The organism is Aquimarina sp. Aq78 (genome assembly GCF_900299525.1).
Lineage (GTDB): Bacteria > Bacteroidota > Bacteroidia > Flavobacteriales > Flavobacteriaceae > Aquimarina.
Map to the genome: position 1 here is coordinate 16619 of NZ_OMKA01000029.1, position 26303 is coordinate 42921.

The following is a 26303-nucleotide window of genomic DNA, read 5'->3' on the forward strand; positions in this document are numbered from 1 at the left end:
CAAATACATCAATTAAAAATAAGTATTATGATATCTACAAAACATCGACTAGGGATTACATTTTTGTTACTATTATTATGTATTGCTATACCACTAACTTCTTTTTCACAAAGTATTGAAGAAAAATTTGATACTCTTCTACAAGAAAGATATAAACCAGATGGACCAGGAGCTACTGTTTTGGTAGCCAAACAGGGAAAAATCATTTACCATAAAGCTTTTGGACTTGCTAATATAGAACTCCAGGTTCCTATGAAGCCCAATAACGTTTTCGAAATAGGTTCTATCACAAAACAGTTTACCTCTGTTGCTATCCTAATGCTTATGGAACAGGGTAAGCTTACCATCCAAGATGAAATTACCAAATTCATCCCAGACTATCCTACACATGGAAAAAAAATAACAATACATCACCTCTTAAATCATACTTCGGGGATTAAGAGCTATACCTCTATGAATTTATCAGAGATAGCCGCAAAAGATATGACTCCTACCGAATTGATTAATTATTTTAAAAACGAACCTATGGATTTTGATCCTGGTGAGAAATGGTTATATAATAACTCTGGATATATTATCCTGGGTTTTATAATCGAAAAAATTTCGGGGCAATCTTATGAGGATTTTGTAGAGCAAAATATTTTTACACCTTTAGCGATGAATAATTCATATTACGGCAGTAAAAGGGAAGTTATCAAAAACAGGGCTTCGGGATATCAAACTCGAGAAGGGTATGTTAATTCTGCTTACCTAAGCATGACATTACCTTATGCTGCTGGTTCATTGATGAGTACAGTAGAAGATCTACATAAATGGCAAAATGCAGTTAACACCAATGTCTTGGTCAAAGCTGAGACAATTAAAAAAGCATTTCAGAATACAACTCTAAAAAACGGAAAACCTACTTATTATGGATATGGATGGAGTGTGAATGAGATCAAAGGAATACCCACAATTGAACATGGTGGGGGAATCTTTGGATATACATCTTATCAGATTTATATTCCAGAAGAAGATGTGCATGCAGCAATATTAACCAATTGTAACTGCAATAGTCCTACAGATATTACAATTCGTATTGCAGCAATAGCAATAGACAAACCATATGGTAAAGAGAAAATAGCAGATGTTTCTGCCTCAGCATTAAAAAAATTAACTGGTGTATATGAATTTGAGGATGGTGCCGTAAGAAGTATTAGCCTAAAAGATGGTCAATTATACAGTCAAAGAGATGCTGGTAAAAAATTTAAAATTTTTCCTAAAGCAGAAAACACATTTTTCTTTGAGGATAGTTTTTCTGAAATCTTGTTTAAAACAGATAGTAAAAAACCCGAAGCTATTTTTAAAAATAGAGCTAAAGAATCTAAAGGTTTTAAAACAAATGCACCTATCCCTGAAGACAAAAAGGCAATTACTGTATCAGAAAACATACTTAGCCAATATGTAGGTATTTACCAGATTAAAGAAGGATTTAATCTTACAATATCTTTAGAAAACGGACAGCTAATTTCACAAGCAACGGGTCAAAAAAGCTTTAAAATATACCCAGAAAGTGAAACTGTATTTTTTGTAAAAGAGTTCTCTGCTTCTCTGGAGTTTATAAAAGAAAATAATAAGGTTGTTAGAGCTGTCCTTGAACAAGGAGGCAAAAAAACTCCTGCCAAACGTATGGATTAGTTTTTTATAAGATTAGCATATCTTCTGTTACATTTTTCCTAAAAACTGTTTGTTGAAGTATTGGTTTTAGTAATTTTAATACTTGTAACACAAACTATTATTTATGAAAAACCTATGGATTTTTATTATGGCTATTATCATTTCAAGCTGTGGTAACAATAAAAAAGAAGAAAGCCACGCTACAGATGCTATAGATGATAAAACTGAAAAGATTCCGGTAGAACCGGATGGTGGTATGGGGGATGGTGCTGTATCCATTATGGATCATCATATTAAAAACATTGAGAAAGCACATAAAAAGGCTGATTTCCTAAAGCATAAAGCAGTAAGTTTTAACATTGCTATTTCCTTTGGCGGTAAATTACGCCTGGATGGTAAAATTACCATGTTAACCAATTCGACAAAAATTAGAATCGACAAAAAAGATGAGAGTAAATTGATTTATACTGGCGAAAAAGTTTTTTTGTGTCCAGAAGATGCAAGCGATAAAGGAGCTCGTTTCGATATCTTTACCTGGACTTATTTCTTCGGAATGCCATATAAGCTAAATGACCCTGGCAGTAAATTAGAGCTTGAAAATATGAGAGCTTTAAACGAAGTAGAATATCAAACAGCTAAACTTACTTTTGAAAAAAATATTGGTGATTCACCCGATGATTGGTATATTATTTATACAGATCCCAAAGACCACACTTTACAAGCCACGGTCTATATTGTTACATTTGGAAGCAAAGGCGATATTACCAAAGCAGAAGGTGATCCGCATATTATCCAATATCAGGATTTTAAAACTGTAGAAGGAATTCCATTTGCTACTAAGTGGAAGTTTTATGGTTGGACCGAAGAAAAAGGAATAACCAATAAACTAGGAGAAGCAACTATTACAGATATTACTTTTCTAGAAGACGAAGGTTCTATTTTTGAGACTCCGGATAACGCTAAAGAGATAAAGTTATAATATAGCTTGAATACTAAAAATCCCTCAAGAACAAGTTCTTGAGGGATTTATTTTTCATACTACTCTTTTATAAAAATGAAGTTCTAATTTTTTGCTACATCGTTAAGATGGGGTACATCTTGAGTGCTTGATGATTTTGAGCTACCACATTGTCCTATTCGAGTCCAACCACTAGAAGTTCTTTCATACAAATACCCTCTATATGTTACACGATCTCCCACCTGATAATTTTGCGAACTAGACCAAGGAGCTACTCCATCACAAATATCATTTCCGCCACCGCCAGGGTACATCGTTTTTATCCCAGCGATATCTCCGCTAGAAAGTCCATTCCTTTGTGCATTATATGTAGATCCATTTTTTTTCACAATAGTAGGTTGACCATTTGCAGAAAAAGCATAAGAACCGTATAACATGATCGAATTAAAATCTAACGAATTAGTATACTCATCACCATCATATCCTTGTTGAGAATATGTTTTAAAATTGAAGTCCCTATTAGCTTGTATATTCTGAAAATTGATTGTGATATATTGATCTCTGTCTTTTCTGCTTTGCTCATGCCATAACCCAACAGCATGACCTATTTCATGAATTGTATTCCCTGTAGAGCATCCATTTGCCAGATTGATATTTTGTCTTCTTCCTGTGCGACCTACAGAAGATGAGCAACCACCACCTGTTCTAAAATAGATATAAGCAGTCTGATTTGTTCTTCTTACAAATTTAAGACTGGTATTTGCTTCCCAATGTGCAATCGCATTAGTTACCCTTGCTTGATTTGGTAAACTACTTTGTATTTCATAATACACTGTATTATTTGGCCACCTGCTTCCGGTACGCCCTGTGCTTTTTCCATTTTTTGATGATACCATATCATCAGGAATAACATGCATATCGCCCCCCATAATAAATTCGCCATTAATTTTTTCGACTTCAACAGATTGTCCATTGAGTTGAATAGTGACGACTTCTCCTTTTTGACCAGGATAAGCTTGTTCCTGTAAGAGTCTTTTTTCGACTGTTGTCTGGTTTTCTAATTGTTCGTGAGAATTGTCCTGATCATTCTCGCATGACGTGAAAGTTGTGCACGCAGCGAATGCTAAAGCACCTAGTAAGGTGCTCTTAAAAACTGTTTTCATAATTAATATTTTTAAGTTTGTGTTATAAGGTTAACTATGATTTTCTCGTTTTTATTGTTCTGTAATAAATAATAATTATGAGTAACTAAATCTACATAAAGAACTGATATTTATCAACTTCCAAAACATCTTACATATAAAATGACAGGTTTTTTTTGTATCTTTAAAAGACACAAGTTTTGTTCTAAAATTTATTCTCATGACACCACTCTTCAAAAAATTACAATTACCGTTCTCACTAGATGAGATATTGATTCTTAATGAACCCGAAGGGTTTTGTGAAGACCTTGATTGCCTTAAAGGTGTAAATGTTAAAGAATCCTTGATTCAGGTATCAGAAGTTGATTTTGCCATTATATTTGTTACTGAAAAGAAACAAATAGAAAATCGTATAGAAACCGTATATCCAAAACTAGTAGGAGATGCAATACTTTGGTTTGCATACCCCAAAAAAAGTTCTAAAAAATATACTTCAGAAATTAATAGAGATTACGGTTGGGGAGTACTTGGGGATTATAACCTCGAAGCCATAAATCAAGTTTCTATCAACACAGATTGGAATGCTCTGCGTTTTAGAAAGATAAGTTTTATTAGAATGATGGGTGGCAACAAAAATCATGCACTAAGCAAAGCTGGAAAAGAGAAAACTACTGAGATTTAATGAGTTGGCATTTATATATTTTATCATTCATTTTTGGTATTGCAGGAGTTTTTCATCTAATCCGTCCTAAGGCATTCATGAGAGTAATGCCATTGTATATTCCTTACCATAAGCTATTGGTATATTTAAGCGGTATTGCAGAAATTTTTGTGAGTCTTGGTCTGTTATTTACACCAACCAGAACATTTTCTGCATGGAGTATAATTTTTATGCTTATTCTATTTTTTCCGGTTCATATACATATGCTTGTACATAAAAAAGCTAGTTTAAATTTTCCGAAATTCGTTTTAGTTACTAGATTGTTACTCCAATTCGGTTTGATCTATTGGACATATCTTTATCTTTAATTTTTTTTATTCACTTCAAAATGTGATCGATACTTCATCAAAAAAAGCCCCTACATCACTGCAAGGGCGCTTTTAACAACAAACAAAATTAACTTATGAAAAAAACCTCTCTGCAAAGAGGCAGCTATTTTTTTTATATTTTATGACATGACTTGATATGAATCTTTATCATAGTTTATAGAGTTCATATCATAATTATCTTTCTTTAGCAATACTATAGCAATACCACAAAAAACAAGATGGGCAAATGCGAAAAGCAAGCAATCTGCATCAACTAAAAACAAAGTAAAAAAAGTAAATAGTATGATGATAGCGATTAAAGCCTTCCTAACGAAAATCTTTAAAATCAAAAACATTCCTAATACAAATTCTTCAAAAGGTACTAATGGAGCAAGGGCTTCTATATAAGCTATATTAAATACTCCAGCATTACCAAAATATATGTCTAGCCTCTCTAAAAACTCAGAATACCTAATTACATTATAAGTACCGTACAACACCAGCAACACCCCAAATACCAATCTGGTGAGATGATATAAATAAATTCTAATTTTCATGATAGATTTGTGTGTAATTTTGAGCGGCAAATTTAAATCTTACCTTCGTTCTGGTACTTGTATAATTTTGTATATAACTTGTACAAAAAATGACGTAACCAATTAGATATCAATACAATCAAAAGGATCTACCCAAAAATACTTGTATAAAAGAATTACTGTTTTATTGATTTTATTTTTGTAACTTTAAAATGTTAAAGAATTGTTTATGAACCGTTATACCTTGAATGAGACTTTTGTAGTAAATCAATATGCTATTGATGAATGGGAAGCGGAACCTCATAATCATAATTATTTTGAAATCATTTTTATTGAAAAAGGAAATGGATATCACACCATTAATGATATACGGTTTCCTTATAAAGAAAACAATATCTTTTTACTTGCACCAGAAGATACTCATCACTTCGAAATTGAAAAACGCACTAATTTTACTTATTTCAAGTTCACAGAACTTTTATTTTCTAGTAAAGTCAATCTTCCTGACAGGAAATATTGGTTACAACGTATTGAGCAATTATTACACCAACCCAATATTATACCAGGAGATGTAATTTCTCATGAAGAAGATCGAAGTATTATTTGGGACATTCATAATGTTGTCTTAGAAGAATTTAAAAATGAGAAAGTATATTATCAAGAAATCATTTCTAATGCGATAAGTACTATCCTAAGTATAATAGTTCGTAATATCTCTGAAAAATATAATTCACATCAAAAAAACATGCTTGTTTCTCACAATAAAATAGATTCGATCTTGAGTCATATTAGACAACATGTTTATGACAATGATCTTACCAAGATTAATTTTTTGGCAAATAAGTTTAATATGTCTCAGAGTTCAATTAGCACATATTTTAAGAGAAAAACAGGAGAATCTATACATCAATACGTTACAAAGTACAAAATGAAATTGGTAGAGTATCGCTTACAACACACCGAATTTACTATTGCAGAAATTGCATATCAATTGGGATATACAGATGAGAGTCACCTTACCAAAACTTTTAAAAAGCATTTTTCGATGTCTCCCAAACAATACCGTAATGAGATTTCTATTAGTTAATAGTAGTATTATCCAAAAATTTCATTTAATATTTTGGCCAGTCGTATTCCTCCTTTTTGTAATTGAGAGCGTACTATAGGAAAATAATCATACATATATTTATAGCCAAGTTTTTCACCTACATTTGCTGATCCATAAACCTGTTGTGCAAGCTTTTGAGATTCGTGTATCCAGTCTACTATACCACCGTTTTGAATCGTTTTAACCTCATCATTAGATAAATTTGTCTTGTTTATAGACAACTCTGTATAGCTCATCCCATAATAATCTATCATATCACTATCCCAAACTCTATGCAAATTAGATCCATCTCTAAACCAACGTACCTGGATATCATTTCCTCCTTTATCCTCTCCCCTTCCTACATGAAGTGGTTGATGTAAATCCCCAACAAAATGCACTAGCATTTTAAGATGAAATACAACATCTTCTTTAGATGATTTTTCATCTTTTAATACCGATATACATGTATTTATTCCTTTTACCAAGTCACCATATTCACTAGGTTTTTCTTCCCCATATTTCTTATCAAATGGAAAATTAACATAATGCCAGGGGCTATAACCTCTATATTTTTTGTCACTTTTAATTTCATCAGCAAATGTAGAAATCAAGGCAAGGCTTTGACCGTTAAGAAGTCTTGCAATATTACGTTTTGCTTTCTTAGTCAGATATGAATCTGCAATCTCACCCGTAGCTCTATGCCCTGTTTTTCCCCAATCATAATCTGCAGAAAATCCAGATAAAGAAATTATGAATAAAACAAGTAGCCATTTATATTGAAGTTTCATTTATATATATTTTGAAGCAAAGATAAAAAAGGGTATGTTAGTGATTCGTTAAAAATGATTAATTACACATAAATAATATTAAAAATAACAAATAGTAATTGTCTCAAATCAAAATATGCTTTCAAATTTGTCGTTTTAGCTGTTTATGTATCTAGTGTTTACTTATCAAACACAATTCAATTCATATTAAACGTTTAGCCAATATCAATTTGATTATTATTCATTTTTTTATTTGCTATATAAACAAACCCTACGCTACTATGAAGAGTAAACTTTATTTATTTATGATCTTGATTTCTGCATTGAATTTTGCTCAAAAAAAAGAATTTAACTCTGCAGTGGTTAAAATCAATAGATATATAGAAGGTTCTCTGGTAACGCCTTATTCTGAAGATAATGTTCCTTTGGTTATTTTTATAATGGATGCCGGAGCGATTAATAGAGATGGTAATGATCGAATGTCTAAAAATGATACTTTTAAGCAGCTATCCTATGAGCTTGCAAAAGAAGGCATTGCAACCTATCGTTATGACAAAAGGCTTTTTAAGATGGATGGTTTAGGTATTAAGGAACATGAAATTTCTTTAGATCATTACATTGAAGATGCGATATCAATAGTAGATTATTTCAATAAAAACGGAAAATACAAAAAAGTCATTATTGCTGGTCATGGTCAAGGTTCTCTAGTTGGTATGATTGCTGCCAAGGGGAGAGCAGATGGTTTTATTTCTATCACAGGAAATGCAATATCAATAGATCAGGTAATTATAGAACAAATTGCAAAGCAAGCTCCTGGTTTGGATAAAAGCGCTTCTGTTGCTTTTAAACAATTAAAAGAAAATGGTAGAGCTACCAATTATGATCCAGCACTAGAATCTATTTTTAGATATAATTTACAACCATTTATGAGTTCCTGGGTAAAATATAATCCTTCTGAGGAAATTTTAAAATTAGAAATGCCAGTTCTTATAATTTACGGTGATAAAGATATCCAGGTAGAATTGGTACAAGCAGAAAAATTTAAAGAGATTATACCACAAGCCGAATATCTATTTGTTATGGATATGAATCATATTTTAAAAGAAATTAAAGGAGGTCGACTAGAAAATCACAAATCATATAATGAACCCTATAGAAAAATAATGCCCGAAGTTCTGACCGGGATTACTAACTTTGTGAATCAATAGTTTATTTTAAAAAATTATATAACCCTAATCCAATACACCTAATGCCACATCGCATTATATTCTCTGATATTGATGGAACGCTATTAAATTCTGAAAGAGAGCTTTCTGAACTTACGATTTCAGAAATCAGGAGAGTTAAGAACACTATACCTGTAGTTTTAATCTCTTCCAGAATGCCAGATGCTATGAATCATTTGCAGGAAGAGCTAGATATAAAAGACCAACCAATGATATGCTATAATGGAGGGTTAATTTTGATAGATCAAAAACCTGTTCATTCTACTTTTATATCTCCAGATATTATAGAAGAATTAAGTAATTTTAATAAACATCAAAAATTTCATATAAGTTTATATCACAATAATGATTGGTTTGTTCCCGAGATGGATTTTTGGGCAAATCGAGAAGCAAATAACACCAAAGTGAATCCGGTGGTAAAACCAACTCAACATGTGATACAAGAATGGAAAACTGATAACAAAGGGGCCCATAAGATTATGTGTATGGGTGAAGAATCCTATATAGATCAAGCTTATGCTTTTTTAGAAGATAGTTTCAAAGACACTCTTCATTTATACCGTTCTAAACCAACATATATAGAGATTGCTCATAAAAGTATTTCAAAGTTAACAGCTATAGAAATTCTGCTTGACTCTTATTTTAAGATTCCTATTTCTGAAGCAGTTGCATTTGGAGATAATTATAATGATATTGCAATGCTCCAAGCAGTAGGAACTGGTGTAGCTGTAGCAAATGCAAAACCAGAAACGTTACAAGTAGCAAATGTTATTACGCTTTCGGGAAAAGAAAACGGAGTAGCAACGTATATTCAAAAAAACATTTTATAACTGTGCAAAGAACGATTCATACCATAAAAAACCTAGTATTTGCATTTGCTATATTTAATCTGGCTACTGGTTGCAAAACCACACAACATCCTGTTACATCAAAAAACGTATCTACTATACGCGCTTCTATTGATCTTGTTAATGTAAAAGACGATAAAGTAAAAGTAGAAATCCAAATCGATAACTTGAATTCGGACACAATAAGTTACTACTTACCAAAAATTGTCCCCGGTACTTATCAAAATAACAGCTTTGGAAAATATATTGACGATCTTAAAGCATTTGATCACGAGAGCAATTCTATTTATGTTCAAAAATATGGTGACAATCGTTGGAAAATAAGCGATGCCAAACAATTAGATAAAATTACATATTGGGTAAATGACACTTTTGATTCTGAAAGTTCTCACGATGTTTTCTCTCCAACAGGGTCTAATATTATAAAAGATAAAAATTACATTCTAAATCTATACGCGTTTGTAGGTTATTTTGGTGGGATGGAAGAAAATAAATACAAATTATTTATTAAACATCCTTCTTCTCTGGAAGCTTCGGCTTCTATCGAGGAAATACTTTTTGACAACGCAACAAATACTTCTAAAAACGATATCGATTATTTTGCGTTTAAAAGATATGCCGATGTAGTAGATAATCCAATTATGTACTCTATTCCGGATAAAGCAAGCTTTAAAGTCAATGACATAGAAGTACTTCTAAGTGTTTATTCTAAAAACAAAACTCACAAAGCAGCAAGAATAATGCCTCAGATGGAACGCATGATTAGAGCACAAAAGGATTTTCTGGGCAATATTAATTCTACAAAAAAGTATAGCATATTACTTTACCTTTCTTCTGCAAAATCGGATGACGCACATGGTTTTGGAGCTTTAGAGCATAATACCTCTACGGTAGTGGTATTGCCAGAATCACTATCTCATGAAAAACTTAATGAAGCACTTATCGATGTTGTTTCTCATGAGTTTTTTCATATTGTAACACCATTAACCATCCATTCTAAAGAAATTCACAATTTTGATTATAACAGTCCAAAAATGTCTGAGCATTTGTGGTTATACGAAGGTACTACAGAGTATTTCTCAATGCTATTTCAAATTACACAAGGACTTATTACTAAAGATGAATTTTTTGAACGAATCGTTGGTAAGATTGAAGCATCTTCCTCGTTTGATGATTCTATAGCTTTTACAACTATGAGTAAAAACATTTTGGTTGATCCTTATCGTAATAGCTACAGAAATGTTTATGAAAAAGGAGCATTAATCTCTATGTGTCTGGATATTATAATGCGCGAAAAAAGTGACGGAGTTTATGGACTGCTTGATCTTATCAAAAATTTATCGGTTCGATATGGTATTGATGTCCCTTTTGATGATAAAGAACTTATTAACGCAATAGAAGAAGATTCATATCCAGAGGTGAGTGCTTTTTTACAAACACATGTTATGAACAACACTCCTATTGATTATGAATTTTATCTTAATAAAGCCGGAGTACTTTATGGAATAAAGAATGCACCTTCTTCTTATTTTATTTTTAAACAAGACCCTTTTGTAACAGGTTCAGAAGTTACCAAAGAAGTTATTTTCACATCAGACATCCCATTTAATAGCTTTCTAAAAGAACTTGGGATTTTAGAAGGAGATGTTTTACTAAGTATTAACAAAAAAGAATATAATCTTAATAATATATACGATCTGTTTGGTGATTCTAATAAATGGAAAATAGGAGATGAAATTACATTTAGAATTAAGCGTAATAACGAGATTATGACGCTTAAATCCAATGTAACCAAACCTACTGTAGAGAAAATAATTTTAGAACAAGATCCAAAGATTTCAGAACAACAAAAGATGTTACTAAAAAAATGGATTAATGACTAGAAACTTCTATTTTGATATCATTTTTGGCTTCTTCAAATTAAATGTATTTTGCGAGATATCTTTTTTAAAACTAAATAATTAATAATGGAGAACGTTCCTTTTTTTACAGATGACACCATAGTTTTTGGAATTTTAATGCTTTGTTTAGGGTTAGTTTTTTATACATCTTCTATTCGTAATAATTTCTGGAAAACCTTCTATAAATTTGTTCCTGCATTACTACTTTGTTATTTATTACCTGCAATATTCAACTCGTTAGGAATCATTTCTCCAGAATGGAAAGAACTAGATGCAGAAGGGGTATTAGTAAAGAAATCTTCTAATGTATATTATGTTGCCAGTAGATTTTTACTTCCTGCTTCTTTGGTATTAATGACATTAAGCATCGATCTCAAAAGTATTTTTAATTTAGGTCCAAAGGCGTTAATTATGTTTTTAACAGGAACCCTTGGTGTCATTATTGGTGGTCCTATTGCAATCCTACTTATTTCTCTCGTTTCACCAGAAACTGTTGGCGGAGCTGGTTTTGATGCCATTTGGAGAGGTTTATCCACCTTAGCTGGTAGTTGGATTGGTGGAGGAGCAAATCAAGCTGCTATGCTAGAAATTTATCAATATAATCCCGAAAAATATGGGGGAATGGTATTGGTGGATATTGTTGTTGCCAATATATGGATGGCCATACTATTATTGGGTATTGGTAAGAGTGATAAAATCGATCGTTGGTTAAAAGCTGATAATAGCGCCATCGAAGCCTTAAAACAAAAAGTATCCAGTTATGCAGAAAGCATAACCCGAACCCCTACTCTATCTGATTATATCATTATGCTTTCTATTGCATTCACCGTAGTGGGAATTGCACATTGGGGAGCAGCAGGAATTTCTAGTCTATTATCTGATAATTTTGAAATCTTTAACGATAAGAGTTCTGCATTATCTTCGTTTACTTCTAAGTTTTTCTGGATGATTACCATTGCTACTGCAATTGGAATTCTGTTATCATATACCAAAGTCAAGCAATATGAAGGAGCTGGAGCTAGTAAACTAGGAAGTGTTTTTATCTATATCCTGGTAGCTACCATAGGAATGAAAATGGATATTGGTAAGATTTTTGAAAACCCTGGACTTATCGCCATCGGACTTGTTTGGATGGCCATACATGTTTTGCTTCTTATAGGAGTAGCAAAATTGATCAAAGCTCCTTACTTTTTTCTTGCCGTAGGCAGTAAAGCTAATATCGGAGGAGCAGCATCTGCACCGGTAGTTGCAGCAGCATTTCATCCTTCACTGGCAACAGTAGGTGTACTTCTTGCCGTTTTTGGATATGTTGTAGGAACATATGGAGCTCTTTTATGTACTATTCTTATGCAAATAGCTTCTGGAAGCTAATAAAAAAAGAGAGCACGTTTTTAACCATTAGATTCTATTTTTTTGTTTCATTTAAAATAAAACTCGCATCTTTGTGGCCCTACTAAAAAACAAAAATCAGTACATGAAGTATTTTTCTATTCTATTATTTTTAACTGTATTATTAACAAATTGCAGTTCACCTACTAAGAAAGGGAATGTAACAGTAATAGGTAACATCAAAGGATTAAAAAAAGGAAAAGTATACTTACAAAGAATACAGGATACTCTATTGGTGAATGTGGATTCTGTAAGTATTGATGGTAATTCTGAATTTGTACTTACATCTGAGGTTAAAGAACCTGAAATTCATTACCTATACCTTGACAAAAACGACGGAAAACAATATAATGATCGTATCGACTTTTTTGTAGAACCAGGAGAGATTACTATAACCACTAATTTACTTGATTTTGAAAATGATGTAAAAATAAAAGGTGGAAAAAATCAAGAGAAGTATACTGAATACAAAAAAATGCTTAAACGATTCAATGAAAGAAATCTTAGAATCATTAAAGAAGATTTTGAAGCCAGTAAGCAAAAAGATGATGAAAAACTCATTGAAAATGATAAAGCATACAAAAATTTAATGCGCCAAAAATATCTATATACTATTAATTTTGCTGTAACAAATAGAAAGCTAGAAGTTGCTCCTTATATCACACTTAATGAAGTTTTTGATGCTAACATAAAATTTTTGGATACCGTTGCCAGATCTTTAAGTCCTAAAGTAAAAAAATCTTTATACGGAAAACAATTGATTAAGTATATTGATGATCGCAAAGCCAAAGAAGCAGAAGTAAAGGTTAATATAGAAGAATAACTTTTTAAAATTCTGCAGATTTTCTAATATTTAAAGTGTTTTTTGATTCTTAAAGCCATAAGTTTTCGATACAAGAACTATTAAGTAAATTCCACAAAAATTTGAAATCATAAAAAAAGAAAAGCGAACCGAAGTTCGCTAAGTTTTATGGCCAACATTTTTTAGGACATGTACGCATAAAAGATTCAAAATCGCAATCGTCAGTTGCTCTCCCTCCTTTAATATGAGTTAAACCCAATTTAGAAATAGATTTTTTGTTAAGTTTTAACGACTTAATATCTACTTTTTTCATGATATATATGTAAAGGTTAATAATCTAACCAATATAAGAAAGAAATACGAATAACTAAAAATCTTAAGAACTGTGATCAACGTCCCATTGAGACATCGATCACAGTTTTTCTTAATATCCTTTCTTAGCTTAGCATCAATACTAACTTAAAAAAACACAAACTCATGAAAAGTAACTTTCTTTATTTGGCATTTCTATTTTTTGCAGTATTCTTTAGTTCTTGTTCAGAAGAGCAAATTGAAGAAAAAGATATAAACGAATCTAGGATCGAGCAAGAACAAACTAAAAAAACATACTGTACTGTTGATGAAATACAGAAAATAGCTCTAAAGAAAAACCCACAACTAAAAAGTATAATTCAGCAATCTAATGACAAAATTGCAGAAATCATAAACTCTGATGAATTCAAAAAATCTAAGAATAATATCATAACCATACCTGTAGTATTTAACATTATTAAGCCAATAAAAGAATCAAGTTGGCAAGATGACTGGCATACAATTGAACGTAGTCAAATCATAGGGCAGTTAAATACTCTCAATAGATTCTTTACCCAAAAAGGTCCTAGAATTAATAATCTGCCAAACCAATTTGCAAAATTAAGAGGAAATCCAAGAATAAAATTTGTTTTAAAAAAAATCCAGCGTACAACGGTAAAAAAGAGTTGGAGAGTATTTAATGACGAAATGAAAGACTCTGCAACAGATGGTATTGATGCTTTCAAACCAAACAAGTATGTGAATATATGGGTATGTAATATACACTACGCTGGTAGTGCTTATAAACCAGGCATGGCTCCTTCAAAAAAATATGATGGGATATTAATCGATTATAGATACTTTGGGATAAATCCAAGAAATCTTAGCGATTATAATCAAGGAAAAACATTGGTTCATGAAATGGGTCATTATTTCAATTTAGATCATCCGTTCCTAGGTTCTTGTGGTTCTGGAGATGATGACCATGTAGCTGATACCCCAAAAATGACAGAACCGAACCCAAGGAGGGGCGAATTCCTTTGCGAAGGAATACCCAACAGAAATACTTGTGGATCTTTGGATATGACCATGAATTTAATGAGCTATGCACATGATGAATGCCTAACCATCTTTACTAAGGGGCAAGTTACCAGAATGAGAGCTACCTTAGCCCCTGGAGGCCCTAGAGCGGGTATGATAGAATAACAGAAAGAATATATTTTAAAAGGATTCAAAATATATTGACAATTTTTAGATAATTTATATTTAACCTGTGAAGCTAGCTAGCTTCACAGGTTTTTTTGATACATAAATCAGATGTTCATAATTAAGACTAAAATGAGTTTTTTTGTCTTTTTTAAAAGATTCAAAAAAAGGTTCTCATTCTTTTTTACCAAGAAAGCAAACAAAAAAATGGTTAAGAGCATCAATGAAAAAATAATATTCATCTAACCTTGTTACCATTTTGATTTATAATTACCCTGCCACTATCACAAAATGTTAATTGAGGTATTACCGTATATCATCGATATGTATTTTCCTTAATTTAGTAATGAAACTTAAAACCTAAACATCATGTTAAAAACCATCTTAAATTTAGAAGGAACAAAAAGTCTTAAAAAAAGTGAACAAAAAGGAATAAACGGTGGTCGTATTCCAGTACTTCGAAAATGTTGTAATCCTGCATTACGATGCTGTACAACTTCTCATGTAGCATTAAACAACCCTAGTTGTGGTGCTACTTATATTCCTGGATGCTCTTATCATCCATCAAACGGTTGCTGTATCTAGATTTTTTAAACAGAATAATTCGTTCTTTTTTAAGACATTTTGAATTCATTCTCTATTTAGAAAAAGAAAAGTCCTAAACATAAGTTTAGGACTTTTTTTTAAGAGCCGATAGAGGGACTCGAACCCACGACCTGCTGATTACAAATCAGCTGCTCTAGCCAGCTGAGCTATATCGGCAAAAACGGTTGCAAATATAATTTCTACAACCGTTTTTACAAATATTTTTTAAAGAAAATTACAATGCATTTACTTTTTTAACCAAAGCCTTAGCCGTTTTTTCTAAATCCTCACGAAGAGATTTGAAATGTTTTTTAGGGTTTTCAAGTTTTCGTTCATTAGCCCTAGCCATAAATCCATCAAAAGATGTAATTGCTTCATCAATGATTGCTTCTCCAGATTTACCATCTTTACCAGGATTTTCTAATTCCCACATATAAACTTCTTCTATAATATCTCCTAAAACGTAATTTATATCTTTTTTAAGGTCTCTCTTATTTGCCATATCTAATTTGTTTTGTGCAAAATTAGTGTTTTCAATTCAATAATGAGTATGTAAAAGACGAACTCCTTCCCAAATTTTTATTGAACTCGTCTCGACTTTTTATAATTTCTTATAAAAATGTCTTTTTTTACTCAAAATTGCCTTTTCATTGTTCCGTAGCGATGCTATGCAACGCTAAAAAGCCTTCTCTTGTACAAAAAAATCTTATTTTTCGGTTGAATCAAAAAAGTCGAGACGAGTTCATTTTAAGAAAGAGCTTGTTACTTATTTGCCATTTCTTTTATTTTTTCTATTGCTTTACCTAAATGTTCTGAAGCTTTCATACTATTAAATTTTAGTTGTATGATTCCTTTTTCATCTATCACATAGGTTTCTCTTCCTGGTAGTAATCCCAATAACTCTGATTTCACGCCAAAAAGATTTCGTAATTCACCTTTAGGATCAGACAAGAACATAAAGGGAAGTGCATATTTACTTTTAAACCTCGCATGTGATTTTACACTATCAGCACTTATACCTATCACTTCTACGCCCATGTTTACAAAGTCTACATAACTATCTCTAAAGCTGCAGGCTTCTTTTGTACAACCAGGAGTAAAGTTTTTAGGATAAAAATAAAGTATCAGATTTTTTTTTCCGATAATATCAGAACTCAAAAATTGTTCTCCTTTATCATTAGTAGCGATAAATTCGGGAATCTCATCACCTACTTGCAACCCCATACCCTATTCTCCTTTATAGATTACAAAATTGCGAGGTGTTTCATATAGTGTAACTTCAATATCGTATTGTGAAGTTATCTTTTTACGCAATCTATTCCATATTACAAAGGCTATATTTTCTACAGTAGGATTTAAACTCTCAAACTCTTCAACCTCTTCGTTAAGATTTTTATGATCCATATAGTCTTCGACTTCTGTTTTAATGTACTCTTTTAAAATCTTAAGATCCATCAAAAAACCTGTTTCTGGGTCAGTCTCTCCTATTACAGCCACAATAAGTTCATAATTATGACCGTGATATTTTGGATTGCTACACTTGCCAAATATTTGAAGGTTTTTTTCATCACTCCAATCCTTTCTATACAATCGATGTGCTGCATTAAAATGAGCTTTTCTACAGGCTTTAATCCTCATAAGGTTATGTGTGAATAAAATTTTTCAAAAATGATTTTAAACCATTCTGTGTATTGTTCGGGATGTACTACTATATCATGTTTAACAGCTTCTATAGGCATCCATTTCCAATCGACTACTTCTTCAGTATTAATGACGGGATCTTCTTCATACTCTCCTAATAATACATGATCGTACTCATGTTCTGTAAGTCCATTATCAAAAGGAGCTTTATATATAAACGAAACAGAATCTTTTAATGAGGTGGTAAACCCCATTTCTTCTTGTAATCTTCGTATTCCTGCTTCTACATTAGTTTCTCCTTCTCTTTGGTGACTACAACATGTATTAGTCCATAAACCAGGTGAATGGTATTTATGAAGCGCCCTTTGCTGAAGCATTAATTCGTTTTTACTATTAATAATAAATACCGAAAAGGCTCTATGCAATACAGCTTTTTGATGTGCTTCTAGTTTAGGCATCAACCCGATTTGCTCGTCATTTTCGTTAACCAGGATAACTTTTTCTTCTTCTTTCATTGCTTTTAATTGCTCCAAAATTACAAAATCATAAGAGTAATTCATAATCCATCTTGTTTATAGATGTTAATTTAGCTGTATCTGTTCTTAGTGAAAACTTTACTATAAAATTTTAAAATAGTAAAGCAAAAAATCTACCATATCTCAGAATTGGTTTTAATATTTATTTTGAGCTTATTATCCTGTAGTTTTTCAAAAACAGAATTTTTTCAATAAAAAACGCCTCAACAGTATGAGGCGTCTTTTATATATGTACAGAATTTATCGTTATAAAAATTATTTAATGATGATAAATTCGCTTCGTCTATTTAATTGGTGTTTATCTTTTTTACAATTCGATTCATTACCACAGTCATTAACCAATTGCGTTTCTCCATATCCTTTTCCTGTTAAGCGATCTGCAGATATACCATTATTGATCATATAATTTACTGTAGCTTCAGCTCTTTTTTCAGACAAATACAAGTTATACTGATCTTCTCCATGACTATCTGTATGTGATCTTATTTCTAGTTTCATATCAGTATATTGATTCATCACTTCAATTACTTTTGCCAGTTCTACTTTCGCGTCAGAACGTATTGTATATCCATTAAAATCAAAATAAATTGGCTTAAGCGATAATATCTTTGTTAAGTCGTCTCCTACATCTGCAGATTTAATTTTCTTTTCTAATGCAAGTGGAGTATCTATCGTTTGAGATTTATCGGATGTATTCACAAGCTTCTCCAGAGTGTTATACTCTTCTTTCTCTGCTCTTACAAAGTAACTGGATTCACATTCTACTAGTTGTGAGTAGGTAGCCTCATCACCCATAACAAAACTTTGTATTAAGTTATTATTACTATCATATATAGAGACTTTGGTTCCTGGCAGTAATTCGTTAGTATCCTTATCAGTAACCAATCCCGCAATTGTAGTTTCACAAAAATCTTTTAAATCCTCTAGCTCTACGAAGCTATAAATATCATCACTTCCTTTTCCTCCTTCACGATTGGATGAAAAGTATCCTTTCTTGGTGTTTTCATCAATTATAAACGCAAAATCATCTTTAGGTCCATTAATTGGTCTACCAACATTAACTACTAATTTTTCTTTGTCTGTTTGCGGATTAATCTTAGTTACGTATACATCTAGTCCTCCTAAGCCCACATGTCCATTGGACGAAAAATATAACTCATTGTCTGCTCCTATAAATGGGAATGTCTCTTTTCCTTCTGTATTAATTCTATCTCCCAAATTTTTTGGCTCTCCAAAACTACCATCTCCATTAATAGCTACTTCATATAAATCAGAAAGTCCTTTTCCTCCAGGCATATCTGATGAAAAATATAGTATTTTTTCATCACTACTTAGTGTAGGATGTGCTACAGAATATTCATCACTATTAAATGGTAAATTTTGCGGTGTTGTCCATCCTCCCTCTGGATTTTTATAGGAACGATATATTTTCAACTTATTTGTTCCTCTTTGATCACGACCTAGTTTTCCTTCTTCAAAATTATTTCTTGTAAAGTAGATAGTTCGTGTATCTTTTGTAAAAACAGGTGTTGACTCGTGAAATTTGGAATTTATTTTTCTATCAAACCTTCTTATTTTCGAAAAGCTTTTATTTACAGAATCATATTTTGCTTCAAAAAGATTTAAAAAAGCCTCTCCATTCCATTGATGAATAGCCTTTTTAAATGTTAATGTATCCCTAGAAGAGCTAAAAACTATACTTTTTCCATAAAAAGCGGTTCCAAATTCAACAAAAGAAGAATTCACTGAGGCATTTTCTATCTCAAATCTACCTGATTGAAAATCGATACGTTTTAGATAATCAGATCCATCTAAAAACAATTTTGCACGTTGGTCATTTCCATTAGCAGCTGCAAATTTTTGCATGTACGTATCAGAATCCTGATACCTTTCTACCGTTTTTAGGGTTTGCGCATATCTAAAGTAGTACTCGGGCTCAACTTGATCAGGATAAGAATTCATTAATTCTTCATACCATTTTAGTGCCTCTTCAAACTGGCTATTAAAATAATAACTATCTCCCAGATTCATAAAAAGATCCGCACTCTTATATCCTTTTCTAGCTACTTTAAGATACGTTTCCTGTGCATCAATGTATTGATACTTGTCGTATTGTTCTTTGGCTTTTTTGAGTTTTTTTTCTTGAGATAAAAGAGTATTGTTTCCGAAAAACAACAACATAAAAATCAATAATGATTTAAGTAAATATTTCCCCATTTTTTTACTATTACATTTTAAATACTTAATTAAAAGAAACGCGGTGTCAGCATTCTATTATATTTTTTGAAAAGTTCAAATCGCAGCATTACCTCATAACTTCCATCATTAAATTGTGATTGTCCTAACTGTGTTGTTTCTCGATCATAGGCAAATCCAATCATCATTGAGTCTGATATCTGAAAACCTACCATACCACTTAGTGCTGCACTCCAACGATATGCTGCTCCTAAGGTTAAACGATCATACAATAAAAAGTTTGCAGATACGTCTACTTGCAATGGTGCTCCAAATACTAGTTTGCTTAAAACAGCAGGTTTAAATTTTATATCATCACTCAAATCAAAAACATGACCAGCTATCAAATAATAGTTGATTCGCTCTTCTGCCAAAAAACTCACTGCCGTACTATTAACATCTGTAGTACTTTCATCAAAATGATCTGTTTCTAGTAGATTAGGAGCACTTAGTCCCACATAAAAACGATCTGTATGATAATAGACTCCAACTCCTACATTAGGGCTAAATTTATTATCAATATTGTTTTCGAATAAAGCATCATTACTATTAAACCGGTTTAGTTTTTGAAAATCTACATTTAACAAATGACCACCCGCTTTTAATCCAAAACTTAGTTTTCCTTGTTCTGAAGTAGGAATAGAATAGGAAAAATCAATATCAAAATACGTTTCATCGGTAGGGCCAATCTCATCATTAACAATAGATACACCTAAACCAAGACGTTCATTACCTCCTATGGGAGTATTAAGAGTAAGGGTTTGAGTACGTGGCGCACCATCTAAGCCAACCCATTGACTACGATGAAGTCCCATAATACTTAATACTCCACGACTACCAGCATAAGCAGGATTAACACTTATCGTATTGTACATGTATTGGGTATATTGGGCATCTTGTTGTGCGCAAATAGAAGTTGTAGCAAAACCTAAAACTACAAGCAGAAACATTATTGACGATGTATTCATAAGTATTTAATTCGATTTAGGGAATAACAAATATATGATATTCCAGATACATTTATCTATTTATATACAAGTAACCAGCTTTGGACATGTTGATTCCACTAGCGTTTTCATATTCTAAAACATAAAAATAAGTCCCTACTGGCAGTTCTTTATTACTACCTATTGTAGCTCTTCCTTCGCTAATTCCTTCAAAGAATCTAGTTCCGGATTGTTCATATCGATCCTGTTCAAATATCTTAACTCCCCAACGATTGAATATCTGTAATGTATTATTAGGAAAATTATCTAATCCTACTATTCTAAACTGATCATTAATACCATCTCCATTAGGAGAGATCCCGGTATATACAACAATTTGATCATCAACATCAGCAATTACAACAAATCCATTATTTTCTTCTATCGTTATTCCGGTTCCTATTACAGTTACTGTTGTTGGATCGGTTCCTTCTGTTTGTAAACTCCCTAACGGAAGTGTTGTATTGTCGATATCTACTACAGTTGCCCCTACAGGAACATTCGCAATATAATCTCCGTTTAGATCTGTAGCTACGATTTGTTCTACCCCATTAACATCGATAATTTTAACATCCACTCCTTCTAAGTCTGGCTCACCAATATCCTGTGTGCTATTATCATTTAAATCACTATACAAATGACCAGTTATAGTACCATTTGGAGCAGTAACTACTGTTATTGTAATCACTGCATCATCGCAGGCTAATGGGATCGCTACACTACATAGGGTATAGGTAATGGTATAATCACCCGGTGGAGTATTTGGTAAAACTGTTACTTCTCCTGTACTTGGGTTTAGGCTAACACCATCTCCCGGATTGGGATCTGCAACTGTTGTTATCGTAACATCGACCCCTAGTGTAACTCCATTTCCATCTAAAATATCATTGTCATTAACAACATTGATAGAATTACCACCTGTATCACCATCTATAGTCACCGTATCATCATTTGCTATCAAGCATGACAAAGGTATATTAACGGGTAGTATTCGTTTACAACCATTAATCGCTGTTGCTGTAACATCAATGTTTACTCCTGGGGTTATCCCTTCAATACTCCATACATTACCAGAAATATTGTTTACGGTCCCCGAAGTACTAGTCACCGTACCCGAGTCTACGGTTACCTCTAGAGAATATGTTGTTGAATCAGCCGAGCAAGTTGGAGCACTTGTCACGTTAATAGTTGGAGCAGCATTAACTGTAAGTATTCTTTCTGCTGAAATCTTAGAATCACATGCATATGTCGAACTGGAGGCAATTACTCGATATCGATTTCCATCATCAGATACTGAAGCATTTGTAATTGTTAATGTATTGGTAGTTGTAGTACTATAAATACCACTATCTGTTAAATCATCCCAGGAACTACCATTAAATAATTGCCATTGATATGTATCTGCATTAGAAGTCAATATGGTAAACGTAGTATCTGTTCCTTCGCATATTGTAGAATTAGATGGCTGCGTAGTAATAATCGGAGCAACTCCAGCGGTAATAACATTAGTATTAGTCCCGGTATAACCATCACTTCCCGAGGTAACTAAGCCATTTCCATCAACGGTAAGTCCAGCTCCAAAAGTACCATTCCCCAAAAGCCCATTATCATTATCATCTGTAAATCCTGCTTCAATAACATCATTACAATTATCCCCATCACTATCTAGATCGTGATAATCCGGAATCCCATCATTATCTGTATCAGTACTTTTACAGGTAAATACTATTAATTCTAAACGATCATATCCTATTCCACTTCCACCAACCTGAATAAATTGGAGTGTAAAAGAAGAAATCGCTCCTTGTATCTGTAAAGAACCAGAAGCAGTTCCATCGGCATCATTCATACTACTTTCTCTGGTATAAATACCTAAAAAAGAAGAGTCTGCTCCTCCATCCCTTGCAGTTGTTGATGTTGTATGAAAATCATTCGTTCCTCCTAGTTTTCTCCATGTTAATCCTCCCAGCAGAGTAATATCTGCAGAATTTTGGGTAGGCCCACTAAATGATCCTATACGATCTAAATGTAATATTGGATTATCTACAATTACAGGATTTCCCAAAGCATCTTCAAAACTAATAGTTAGTGTTGAATTCCAATTATAATCGCTTTGTAATGAAACATTTCCTGCCAAATTTTCTGACCAAAAACCTGTACCTATAGGGTTGAAATTTCCATTAGAAAACGCCGTGGTTGTATTTGTAGTAGCTCTAACAATTAAATTTGGAGCAATTACTGTTGTATTATTAAAGCCAGTACCACTCCAATTTCCAGATTGTATTGGTGTACATATCCCTTCTTCTGTATCCAAAATACCATCGTTATCATCATCATTATCACATATATCTGAAACAGTATCTCCGTCTGTATCAATATTTCCTGAAATTGTAGAGTCACATGAATCAATTACAGGACAACAAATACTATAATCTTCTGATATCCATATTGTTTGATCTAAGCCACTTCTTGCTACTCCTGCGGCATAGGAAATCACTAATTTATCAATTGCATTTCCATTAGAGTTAACCAATACAGATCCGTTATCATTCGTACTCGATGGATTATCTGATTGTCCGTCGGCCGTTTGTCCAATAATCGTAAAAGTAGGTATATCTCCAGCTGCAGTAAGTATTAAAGGAACATTTACACCTCCAACAGATGCGGTAAAAGTTACATTATCATCAAAAGTAACATTATAATCAATATCATCAACCTTAAAATCATTGATCATAACAGGCGTAGAAAAATCTATAGTAAGGCTCATTTGATCTCCTACAGCTACATCTCTTATAGCCATTTTATATCGTTTATTATCGATTTCTGTTCCACTAGTACTTAAAACATTATCAGGATCTTGTAACGTTAATGTTAATGTTGCAGGAGCCGAACACACCGAAGTCGTATAAGTAGAGTTTAGAATTGTTGTTTCATCCCATGGATTGGGAGTCAAAAGACTCCAATCAAAAGTTTGAGAATTACCAAGACATTGTGCTGTAACACCTGTAAATGAAGCACTAAAAAAAAGAAATAATACAAATACTTTAATTCTGAATGTTGATCCAGAATTTCCCCCAAAAGTAATTTTTTTCATATGACGAACATTTATAATATCATTTACAAAAATTCTATGAAATGAATTTTTACAAATTATTTATAAAACATAATTAGTATCACACAGTAAAACCGTAATAAAAATACGGTTTTACCATAATATGGTTACAAAACTAAGAAAATAAATTTCTTAACTATTTAATAAAATTTATTTTCCAGTTTTCTCGATGCAAATCACTTTTAACCGGTGAAATACACATGCTCGCCAAAGTTTTTATATATATTAAAAAAAGGAATCCCCTCCTTGTTGTTTAATTCTAATTGCACTCAACATTTCTAATTCTATAAAGCTATAATCTTCATTTTTCAAGCAAAATATAAGAAGTTGTACGCATAAGCTGCTAATTAATCTTCCCCAATAACACCTTAATAATTACGAAACTAGATATAAATCTAATCGTTTTAACATTTAGCTTTATATCAAATTTTGAAATAATCGATAAAAAATTATTTTTATCGATTAAATACATACAGACAAATCTTCAAATCTATTTTTTCGTACCAGACATTTCAATGTTCCTACACTATCAAATCGTAGGAGCTTTATTGTCTATTTTAATATTATATTTGCATCCTCATTTAGATATAAGGGCAGATAATAAACATATCATCAAACTTATAGGAATCATAAAATGAATAGGTAGCTAAGAGCTTATTTTGATAAGAAATTTGGTGCTATTGAGAGTGTATCTAAATATTTAGAATAATAAACAAAATCAAATGAAATTTATAGACGAAATTGGGAGAAGAAGAACCTTTGGGATCATCTCTCACCCTGATGCAGGTAAGACTACATTGACCGAAAAATTATTACTTTTTGGGGGTGCTATTCAAGAAGCAGGGGCCGTAAAATCAAATAAAGTTAAAAAAGGAGCTACCAGTGATTTTATGGAAATTGAACGTCAAAGAGGTATATCTGTTGCTACTTCTGTATTAGCTTTTGAGTACAAAGGCATTAAGATTAATATTCTGGATACTCCCGGGCATAAAGATTTTGCCGAGGATACATTTAGAACATTAACTGCTGTGGATAGTGTAATTGTTGTGATTGATGTTGCAAAAGGTGTTGAGGAACAAACCGAAAAATTAGTTTCTGTTTGTAGAATGAGAAATATTCCTATGATTGTTTTTATTAACAAACTGGATCGTGAAGGAAAAGATGCCTTCGAACTTCTGGATGAAATAGAGCAAAAACTAGGCCTTACCGTTACTCCATTAAGTTTTCCTATTGGAATGGGATATGACTTTAAAGGAATTTATAATATTTGGGAGAAAAATATTAATCTTTTTAGTGGAGATAGTAGAAAAAACATTGAAGAGACCATTGAAATATCTGATTTATCTTCTCAGGGTCTCAATGATATAATCGGGGATACTGCTGCAGACACATTACGTGAAGAAGTAGAATTGGTAGAAGGTATATACCCAAAATTTGAAAAAGAGCAGTATCAGAATGGTGATTTACAACCTGTGTTTTTTGGATCGGCATTAAATAATTTTGGTGTTAGAGAATTATTAGATTGTTTTGTTACCATTGCTCCTCCACCAAGACCTAAGGAAAGTGATGTACGATTAGTGCATCCTGAAGAAAAAGATTTTACAGGATTTGTGTTTAAAATCCATGCAAATATGGATCCAAAACATAGAGATAGACTGGCATTTATAAAAATTGTATCCGGAACCTTCGAAAGAAACGTTCCGTATCTACATACAAGACATAATAAAAAGCTTAAGTTTTCTAGCCCTAATGCTTTTTTTGCTGAAAAAAAAGAGATTGTAGATATATCATATCCAGGTGATATTGTTGGATTACACGATACCGGAAATTTTAAAATTGGGGATACGCTCACCAAAGGAGAAATTTTGCATTATAAAGGAGTACCTAGTTTTTCTCCAGAGCATTTTAGATATATCAACAATGCAGATCCTATGAAGTCTAAACAACTAGCAAAGGGGATTGATCAATTAATGGATGAAGGAGTTGCCCAGCTTTTTACTTTAGAATTGAACGGAAGAAAAATTATTGGAACGGTTGGTGCCTTACAATATGAAGTAATTCAATATAGGCTAGAGCATGAATATGGCGCAAAATGTACTTATGAGAATCTTAATGTTCATAAGGCTTGTTGGGTAGAAGCTAAAGATCAGGACAATGATGAGTTTAAAGAGTTTAAACGTGTAAAAAGTAAATTTCTGGCAAAAGATAAACACGATCAATTGGTATTTTTGGCTGATTCTTCTTTTAGCCTACAAATGACGCAACAAAAATATCCGTCGATCGAGTTTCATTTTACCTCAGAGTTTTAATTGTCTCTATAGACTGTATCTGAAATTTTATTAAAAAATTAAGCGTATCTAAATACAA

The 26303-nt window shown here is 32.3% G+C and carries 23 protein-coding genes and 1 tRNA gene; 13 read left to right on the top strand and 11 right to left on the bottom strand.

Translation table 11 applies throughout. The features are described from left to right. The first annotated feature begins 27 nt into the window (after nucleotides 1-27). Complete coding sequence (locus tag DG435_RS19575; RefSeq protein ID WP_106792291.1) at nucleotides 28-1677, top strand: serine hydrolase; 1650 nt, start codon at nucleotides 28-30, stop codon at nucleotides 1675-1677. 103 nt (nucleotides 1678-1780) lie between these two features. Further along, a complete protein-coding gene (locus DG435_RS19580) occupies nucleotides 1781-2635 on the top strand; it encodes a DUF6503 family protein (RefSeq protein ID WP_106792290.1) in 855 nt (284 codons plus the stop codon). 83 nt (nucleotides 2636-2718) lie between these two features. Here DG435_RS19580 and DG435_RS19585 read toward each other — a convergent pair whose 3' ends face one another. Next, the gene (locus DG435_RS19585) at nucleotides 2719-3777 is read right to left on the bottom strand and encodes a M12 family metallopeptidase (protein ID WP_108840655.1); all 1059 of its coding nucleotides are present in this window, start codon (nucleotides 3775-3777) and stop codon (nucleotides 2719-2721) included. A 199-nt stretch (nucleotides 3778-3976) separates the two neighbouring features. Here DG435_RS19585 and DG435_RS19590 point away from each other — a divergent pair, with 199 nt between their 5' ends. Further along, nucleotides 3977-4438 carry a hypothetical protein gene (locus DG435_RS19590; protein ID WP_199852661.1) on the top strand — a complete coding sequence of 154 codons (462 nt, stop codon included), beginning with the start codon at nucleotides 3977-3979 and terminating at the stop codon, nucleotides 4436-4438. Beyond that, the gene (locus DG435_RS19595) at nucleotides 4438-4785 is read left to right on the top strand and encodes a MauE/DoxX family redox-associated membrane protein (protein ID WP_106792289.1); all 348 of its coding nucleotides are present in this window, start codon (nucleotides 4438-4440) and stop codon (nucleotides 4783-4785) included. Before DG435_RS19590 ends, DG435_RS19595 begins: the two co-directional genes overlap by 1 nt. Nucleotides 4786-4925: 140 nt before the next feature. Here the strand turns inward: DG435_RS19595 and DG435_RS19600 are convergent, their stop codons facing one another. Next, a complete protein-coding gene (locus DG435_RS19600) occupies nucleotides 4926-5342 on the bottom strand; it encodes a hypothetical protein (RefSeq protein ID WP_106792288.1) in 417 nt (138 codons plus the stop codon). 208 nt (nucleotides 5343-5550) lie between these two features. Between DG435_RS19600 and DG435_RS19605 the strand changes: the two genes are divergently transcribed. Beyond that, complete coding sequence (locus DG435_RS19605; protein WP_106792287.1) at nucleotides 5551-6408, top strand: AraC family transcriptional regulator; 858 nt, start codon at nucleotides 5551-5553, stop codon at nucleotides 6406-6408. An 8-nt stretch (nucleotides 6409-6416) separates the two neighbouring features. On the opposite strand, the gene DG435_RS19610 is transcribed toward DG435_RS19605, so the two are convergent. After that, complete coding sequence (locus tag DG435_RS19610) at nucleotides 6417-7199, bottom strand: S1/P1 nuclease (RefSeq protein ID WP_106792286.1); 783 nt, start codon at nucleotides 7197-7199, stop codon at nucleotides 6417-6419. 260 nt (nucleotides 7200-7459) lie between these two features. On the opposite strand from DG435_RS19610, the gene DG435_RS19615 reads away from it, so the two are divergent. The 7 genes from DG435_RS19615 (at nucleotide 7460) to DG435_RS19645 (ending at nucleotide 15426) form a co-directional block, all read left to right on the top strand. Continuing rightward, complete coding sequence (locus tag DG435_RS19615) at nucleotides 7460-8386, top strand: alpha/beta hydrolase (protein WP_106792285.1); 927 nt, start codon at nucleotides 7460-7462, stop codon at nucleotides 8384-8386. Between the two features lie 41 nt (nucleotides 8387-8427). Then, nucleotides 8428-9234 carry a Cof-type HAD-IIB family hydrolase gene (locus DG435_RS19620; protein WP_106792284.1) on the top strand — a complete coding sequence of 269 codons (807 nt, stop codon included), beginning with the start codon at nucleotides 8428-8430 and terminating at the stop codon, nucleotides 9232-9234. A gap of 2 nt (nucleotides 9235-9236) precedes the next feature. Next, nucleotides 9237-11135: a peptidase M61 gene (locus tag DG435_RS19625; RefSeq protein ID WP_106792283.1), complete on the top strand. Its 1899-nt coding sequence runs from the start codon at nucleotides 9237-9239 to the stop codon at nucleotides 11133-11135. Between the two features lie 84 nt (nucleotides 11136-11219). Beyond that, nucleotides 11220-12524 carry a DUF819 domain-containing protein gene (locus DG435_RS19630; protein WP_106792282.1) on the top strand — a complete coding sequence of 435 codons (1305 nt, stop codon included), beginning with the start codon at nucleotides 11220-11222 and terminating at the stop codon, nucleotides 12522-12524. 103 nt (nucleotides 12525-12627) lie between these two features. Then, nucleotides 12628-13365 (top strand): DUF4369 domain-containing protein, encoded by a 738-nt coding sequence (locus tag DG435_RS19635; RefSeq protein WP_106792281.1) that lies wholly within the window; start codon nucleotides 12628-12630, stop codon nucleotides 13363-13365. A gap of 456 nt (nucleotides 13366-13821) precedes the next feature. Then, nucleotides 13822-14841, top strand: a complete 1020-nt coding sequence (locus DG435_RS19640; RefSeq protein ID WP_106792280.1) for a M43 family zinc metalloprotease — start codon at nucleotides 13822-13824, stop codon at nucleotides 14839-14841. A gap of 369 nt (nucleotides 14842-15210) precedes the next feature. Then, nucleotides 15211-15426 carry a hypothetical protein gene (locus DG435_RS19645; protein WP_106792279.1) on the top strand — a complete coding sequence of 72 codons (216 nt, stop codon included), beginning with the start codon at nucleotides 15211-15213 and terminating at the stop codon, nucleotides 15424-15426. Between the two features lie 103 nt (nucleotides 15427-15529). Here DG435_RS19645 and DG435_RS19650 read toward each other — a convergent pair. The 8 genes from DG435_RS19650 to DG435_RS19685 form a co-directional block, all read right to left on the bottom strand. After that, a tRNA-Thr gene (locus tag DG435_RS19650) sits at nucleotides 15530-15603 on the bottom strand. Between the two features lie 58 nt (nucleotides 15604-15661). After that, nucleotides 15662-15928, bottom strand: coding sequence for a hypothetical protein (locus tag DG435_RS19655; protein WP_106792278.1), 267 nt, complete (start codon nucleotides 15926-15928; stop codon nucleotides 15662-15664). A 260-nt stretch (nucleotides 15929-16188) separates the two neighbouring features. Next, nucleotides 16189-16650, bottom strand: a complete 462-nt coding sequence (locus tag DG435_RS19660) for a peroxiredoxin (protein ID WP_106792277.1) — start codon at nucleotides 16648-16650, stop codon at nucleotides 16189-16191. A gap of 3 nt (nucleotides 16651-16653) precedes the next feature. Then, a complete protein-coding gene (locus tag DG435_RS19665) occupies nucleotides 16654-17064 on the bottom strand; it encodes a 6-carboxytetrahydropterin synthase (RefSeq protein WP_106792276.1) in 411 nt (136 codons plus the stop codon). Next, nucleotides 17061-17627 carry an isopentenyl-diphosphate Delta-isomerase gene (idi, locus tag DG435_RS19670; protein WP_234387081.1) on the bottom strand — a complete coding sequence of 189 codons (567 nt, stop codon included), beginning with the start codon at nucleotides 17625-17627 and terminating at the stop codon, nucleotides 17061-17063. Before idi ends, DG435_RS19665 begins: the two co-directional genes overlap by 4 nt. Nucleotides 17628-17858: 231 nt before the next feature. Further along, nucleotides 17859-19820, bottom strand: coding sequence for an OmpA family protein (locus tag DG435_RS19675; RefSeq protein WP_106792275.1), 1962 nt, complete (start codon nucleotides 19818-19820; stop codon nucleotides 17859-17861). A gap of 29 nt (nucleotides 19821-19849) precedes the next feature. Further along, the gene (locus DG435_RS19680; RefSeq protein WP_106792274.1) at nucleotides 19850-20806 is read right to left on the bottom strand and encodes a type IX secretion system membrane protein PorP/SprF; all 957 of its coding nucleotides are present in this window, start codon (nucleotides 20804-20806) and stop codon (nucleotides 19850-19852) included. 52 nt (nucleotides 20807-20858) lie between these two features. Then, nucleotides 20859-23918: a gliding motility-associated C-terminal domain-containing protein gene (locus DG435_RS19685; RefSeq protein ID WP_106792273.1), complete on the bottom strand. Its 3060-nt coding sequence runs from the start codon at nucleotides 23916-23918 to the stop codon at nucleotides 20859-20861. A gap of 740 nt (nucleotides 23919-24658) precedes the next feature. On the opposite strand from DG435_RS19685, the gene DG435_RS19690 reads away from it, so the two are divergent. After that, nucleotides 24659-26245 (top strand): peptide chain release factor 3, encoded by a 1587-nt coding sequence (locus DG435_RS19690; protein ID WP_106792272.1) that lies wholly within the window; start codon nucleotides 24659-24661, stop codon nucleotides 26243-26245. Nucleotides 26246-26303 lie beyond the last annotated feature (58 nt).

Excerpts from the sequence above, each read along its gene's own strand:
- DG435_RS19575 (WP_106792291.1), top strand. The coding sequence starts at position 28 with ATGATATCTACAAAACATCGACTAGGGATTACATTTTTGTTACTATTA.
- DG435_RS19580 (WP_106792290.1), top strand. The coding sequence starts at position 1,781 with ATGAAAAACCTATGGATTTTTATTATGGCTATTATCATTTCAAGCTGT.
- DG435_RS19585 (WP_108840655.1), bottom strand. The coding sequence starts at position 3,777 with ATGAAAACAGTTTTTAAGAGCACCTTACTAGGTGCTTTAGCATTCGCT.
- DG435_RS19590 (WP_199852661.1), top strand. The coding sequence starts at position 3,977 with ATGACACCACTCTTCAAAAAATTACAATTACCGTTCTCACTAGATGAG.
- DG435_RS19595 (WP_106792289.1), top strand. The coding sequence starts at position 4,438 with ATGAGTTGGCATTTATATATTTTATCATTCATTTTTGGTATTGCAGGA.
- DG435_RS19600 (WP_106792288.1), bottom strand. The coding sequence starts at position 5,342 with ATGAAAATTAGAATTTATTTATATCATCTCACCAGATTGGTATTTGGG.
- DG435_RS19605 (WP_106792287.1), top strand. The coding sequence starts at position 5,551 with ATGAACCGTTATACCTTGAATGAGACTTTTGTAGTAAATCAATATGCT.
- DG435_RS19610 (WP_106792286.1), bottom strand. The coding sequence starts at position 7,199 with ATGAAACTTCAATATAAATGGCTACTTGTTTTATTCATAATTTCTTTA.
- DG435_RS19615 (WP_106792285.1), top strand. The coding sequence starts at position 7,460 with ATGAAGAGTAAACTTTATTTATTTATGATCTTGATTTCTGCATTGAAT.
- DG435_RS19620 (WP_106792284.1), top strand. The coding sequence starts at position 8,428 with ATGCCACATCGCATTATATTCTCTGATATTGATGGAACGCTATTAAAT.
- DG435_RS19630 (WP_106792282.1), top strand. The coding sequence starts at position 11,220 with ATGGAGAACGTTCCTTTTTTTACAGATGACACCATAGTTTTTGGAATT.
- DG435_RS19635 (WP_106792281.1), top strand. The coding sequence starts at position 12,628 with ATGAAGTATTTTTCTATTCTATTATTTTTAACTGTATTATTAACAAAT.
- DG435_RS19640 (WP_106792280.1), top strand. The coding sequence starts at position 13,822 with ATGAAAAGTAACTTTCTTTATTTGGCATTTCTATTTTTTGCAGTATTC.
- DG435_RS19645 (WP_106792279.1), top strand. The coding sequence starts at position 15,211 with ATGTTAAAAACCATCTTAAATTTAGAAGGAACAAAAAGTCTTAAAAAA.
- DG435_RS19655 (WP_106792278.1), bottom strand. The coding sequence starts at position 15,928 with ATGGCAAATAAGAGAGACCTTAAAAAAGATATAAATTACGTTTTAGGA.
- DG435_RS19660 (WP_106792277.1), bottom strand. The coding sequence starts at position 16,650 with ATGGGGTTGCAAGTAGGTGATGAGATTCCCGAATTTATCGCTACTAAT.
- DG435_RS19665 (WP_106792276.1), bottom strand. The coding sequence starts at position 17,064 with ATGAGGATTAAAGCCTGTAGAAAAGCTCATTTTAATGCAGCACATCGA.
- idi (WP_234387081.1), bottom strand. The coding sequence starts at position 17,627 with ATGAATTACTCTTATGATTTTGTAATTTTGGAGCAATTAAAAGCAATG.
- DG435_RS19675 (WP_106792275.1), bottom strand. The coding sequence starts at position 19,820 with ATGGGGAAATATTTACTTAAATCATTATTGATTTTTATGTTGTTGTTT.
- DG435_RS19680 (WP_106792274.1), bottom strand. The coding sequence starts at position 20,806 with ATGAATACATCGTCAATAATGTTTCTGCTTGTAGTTTTAGGTTTTGCT.
- DG435_RS19685 (WP_106792273.1), bottom strand. The coding sequence starts at position 23,918 with ATGAAAAAAATTACTTTTGGGGGAAATTCTGGATCAACATTCAGAATT.
- DG435_RS19690 (WP_106792272.1), top strand. The coding sequence starts at position 24,659 with ATGAAATTTATAGACGAAATTGGGAGAAGAAGAACCTTTGGGATCATC.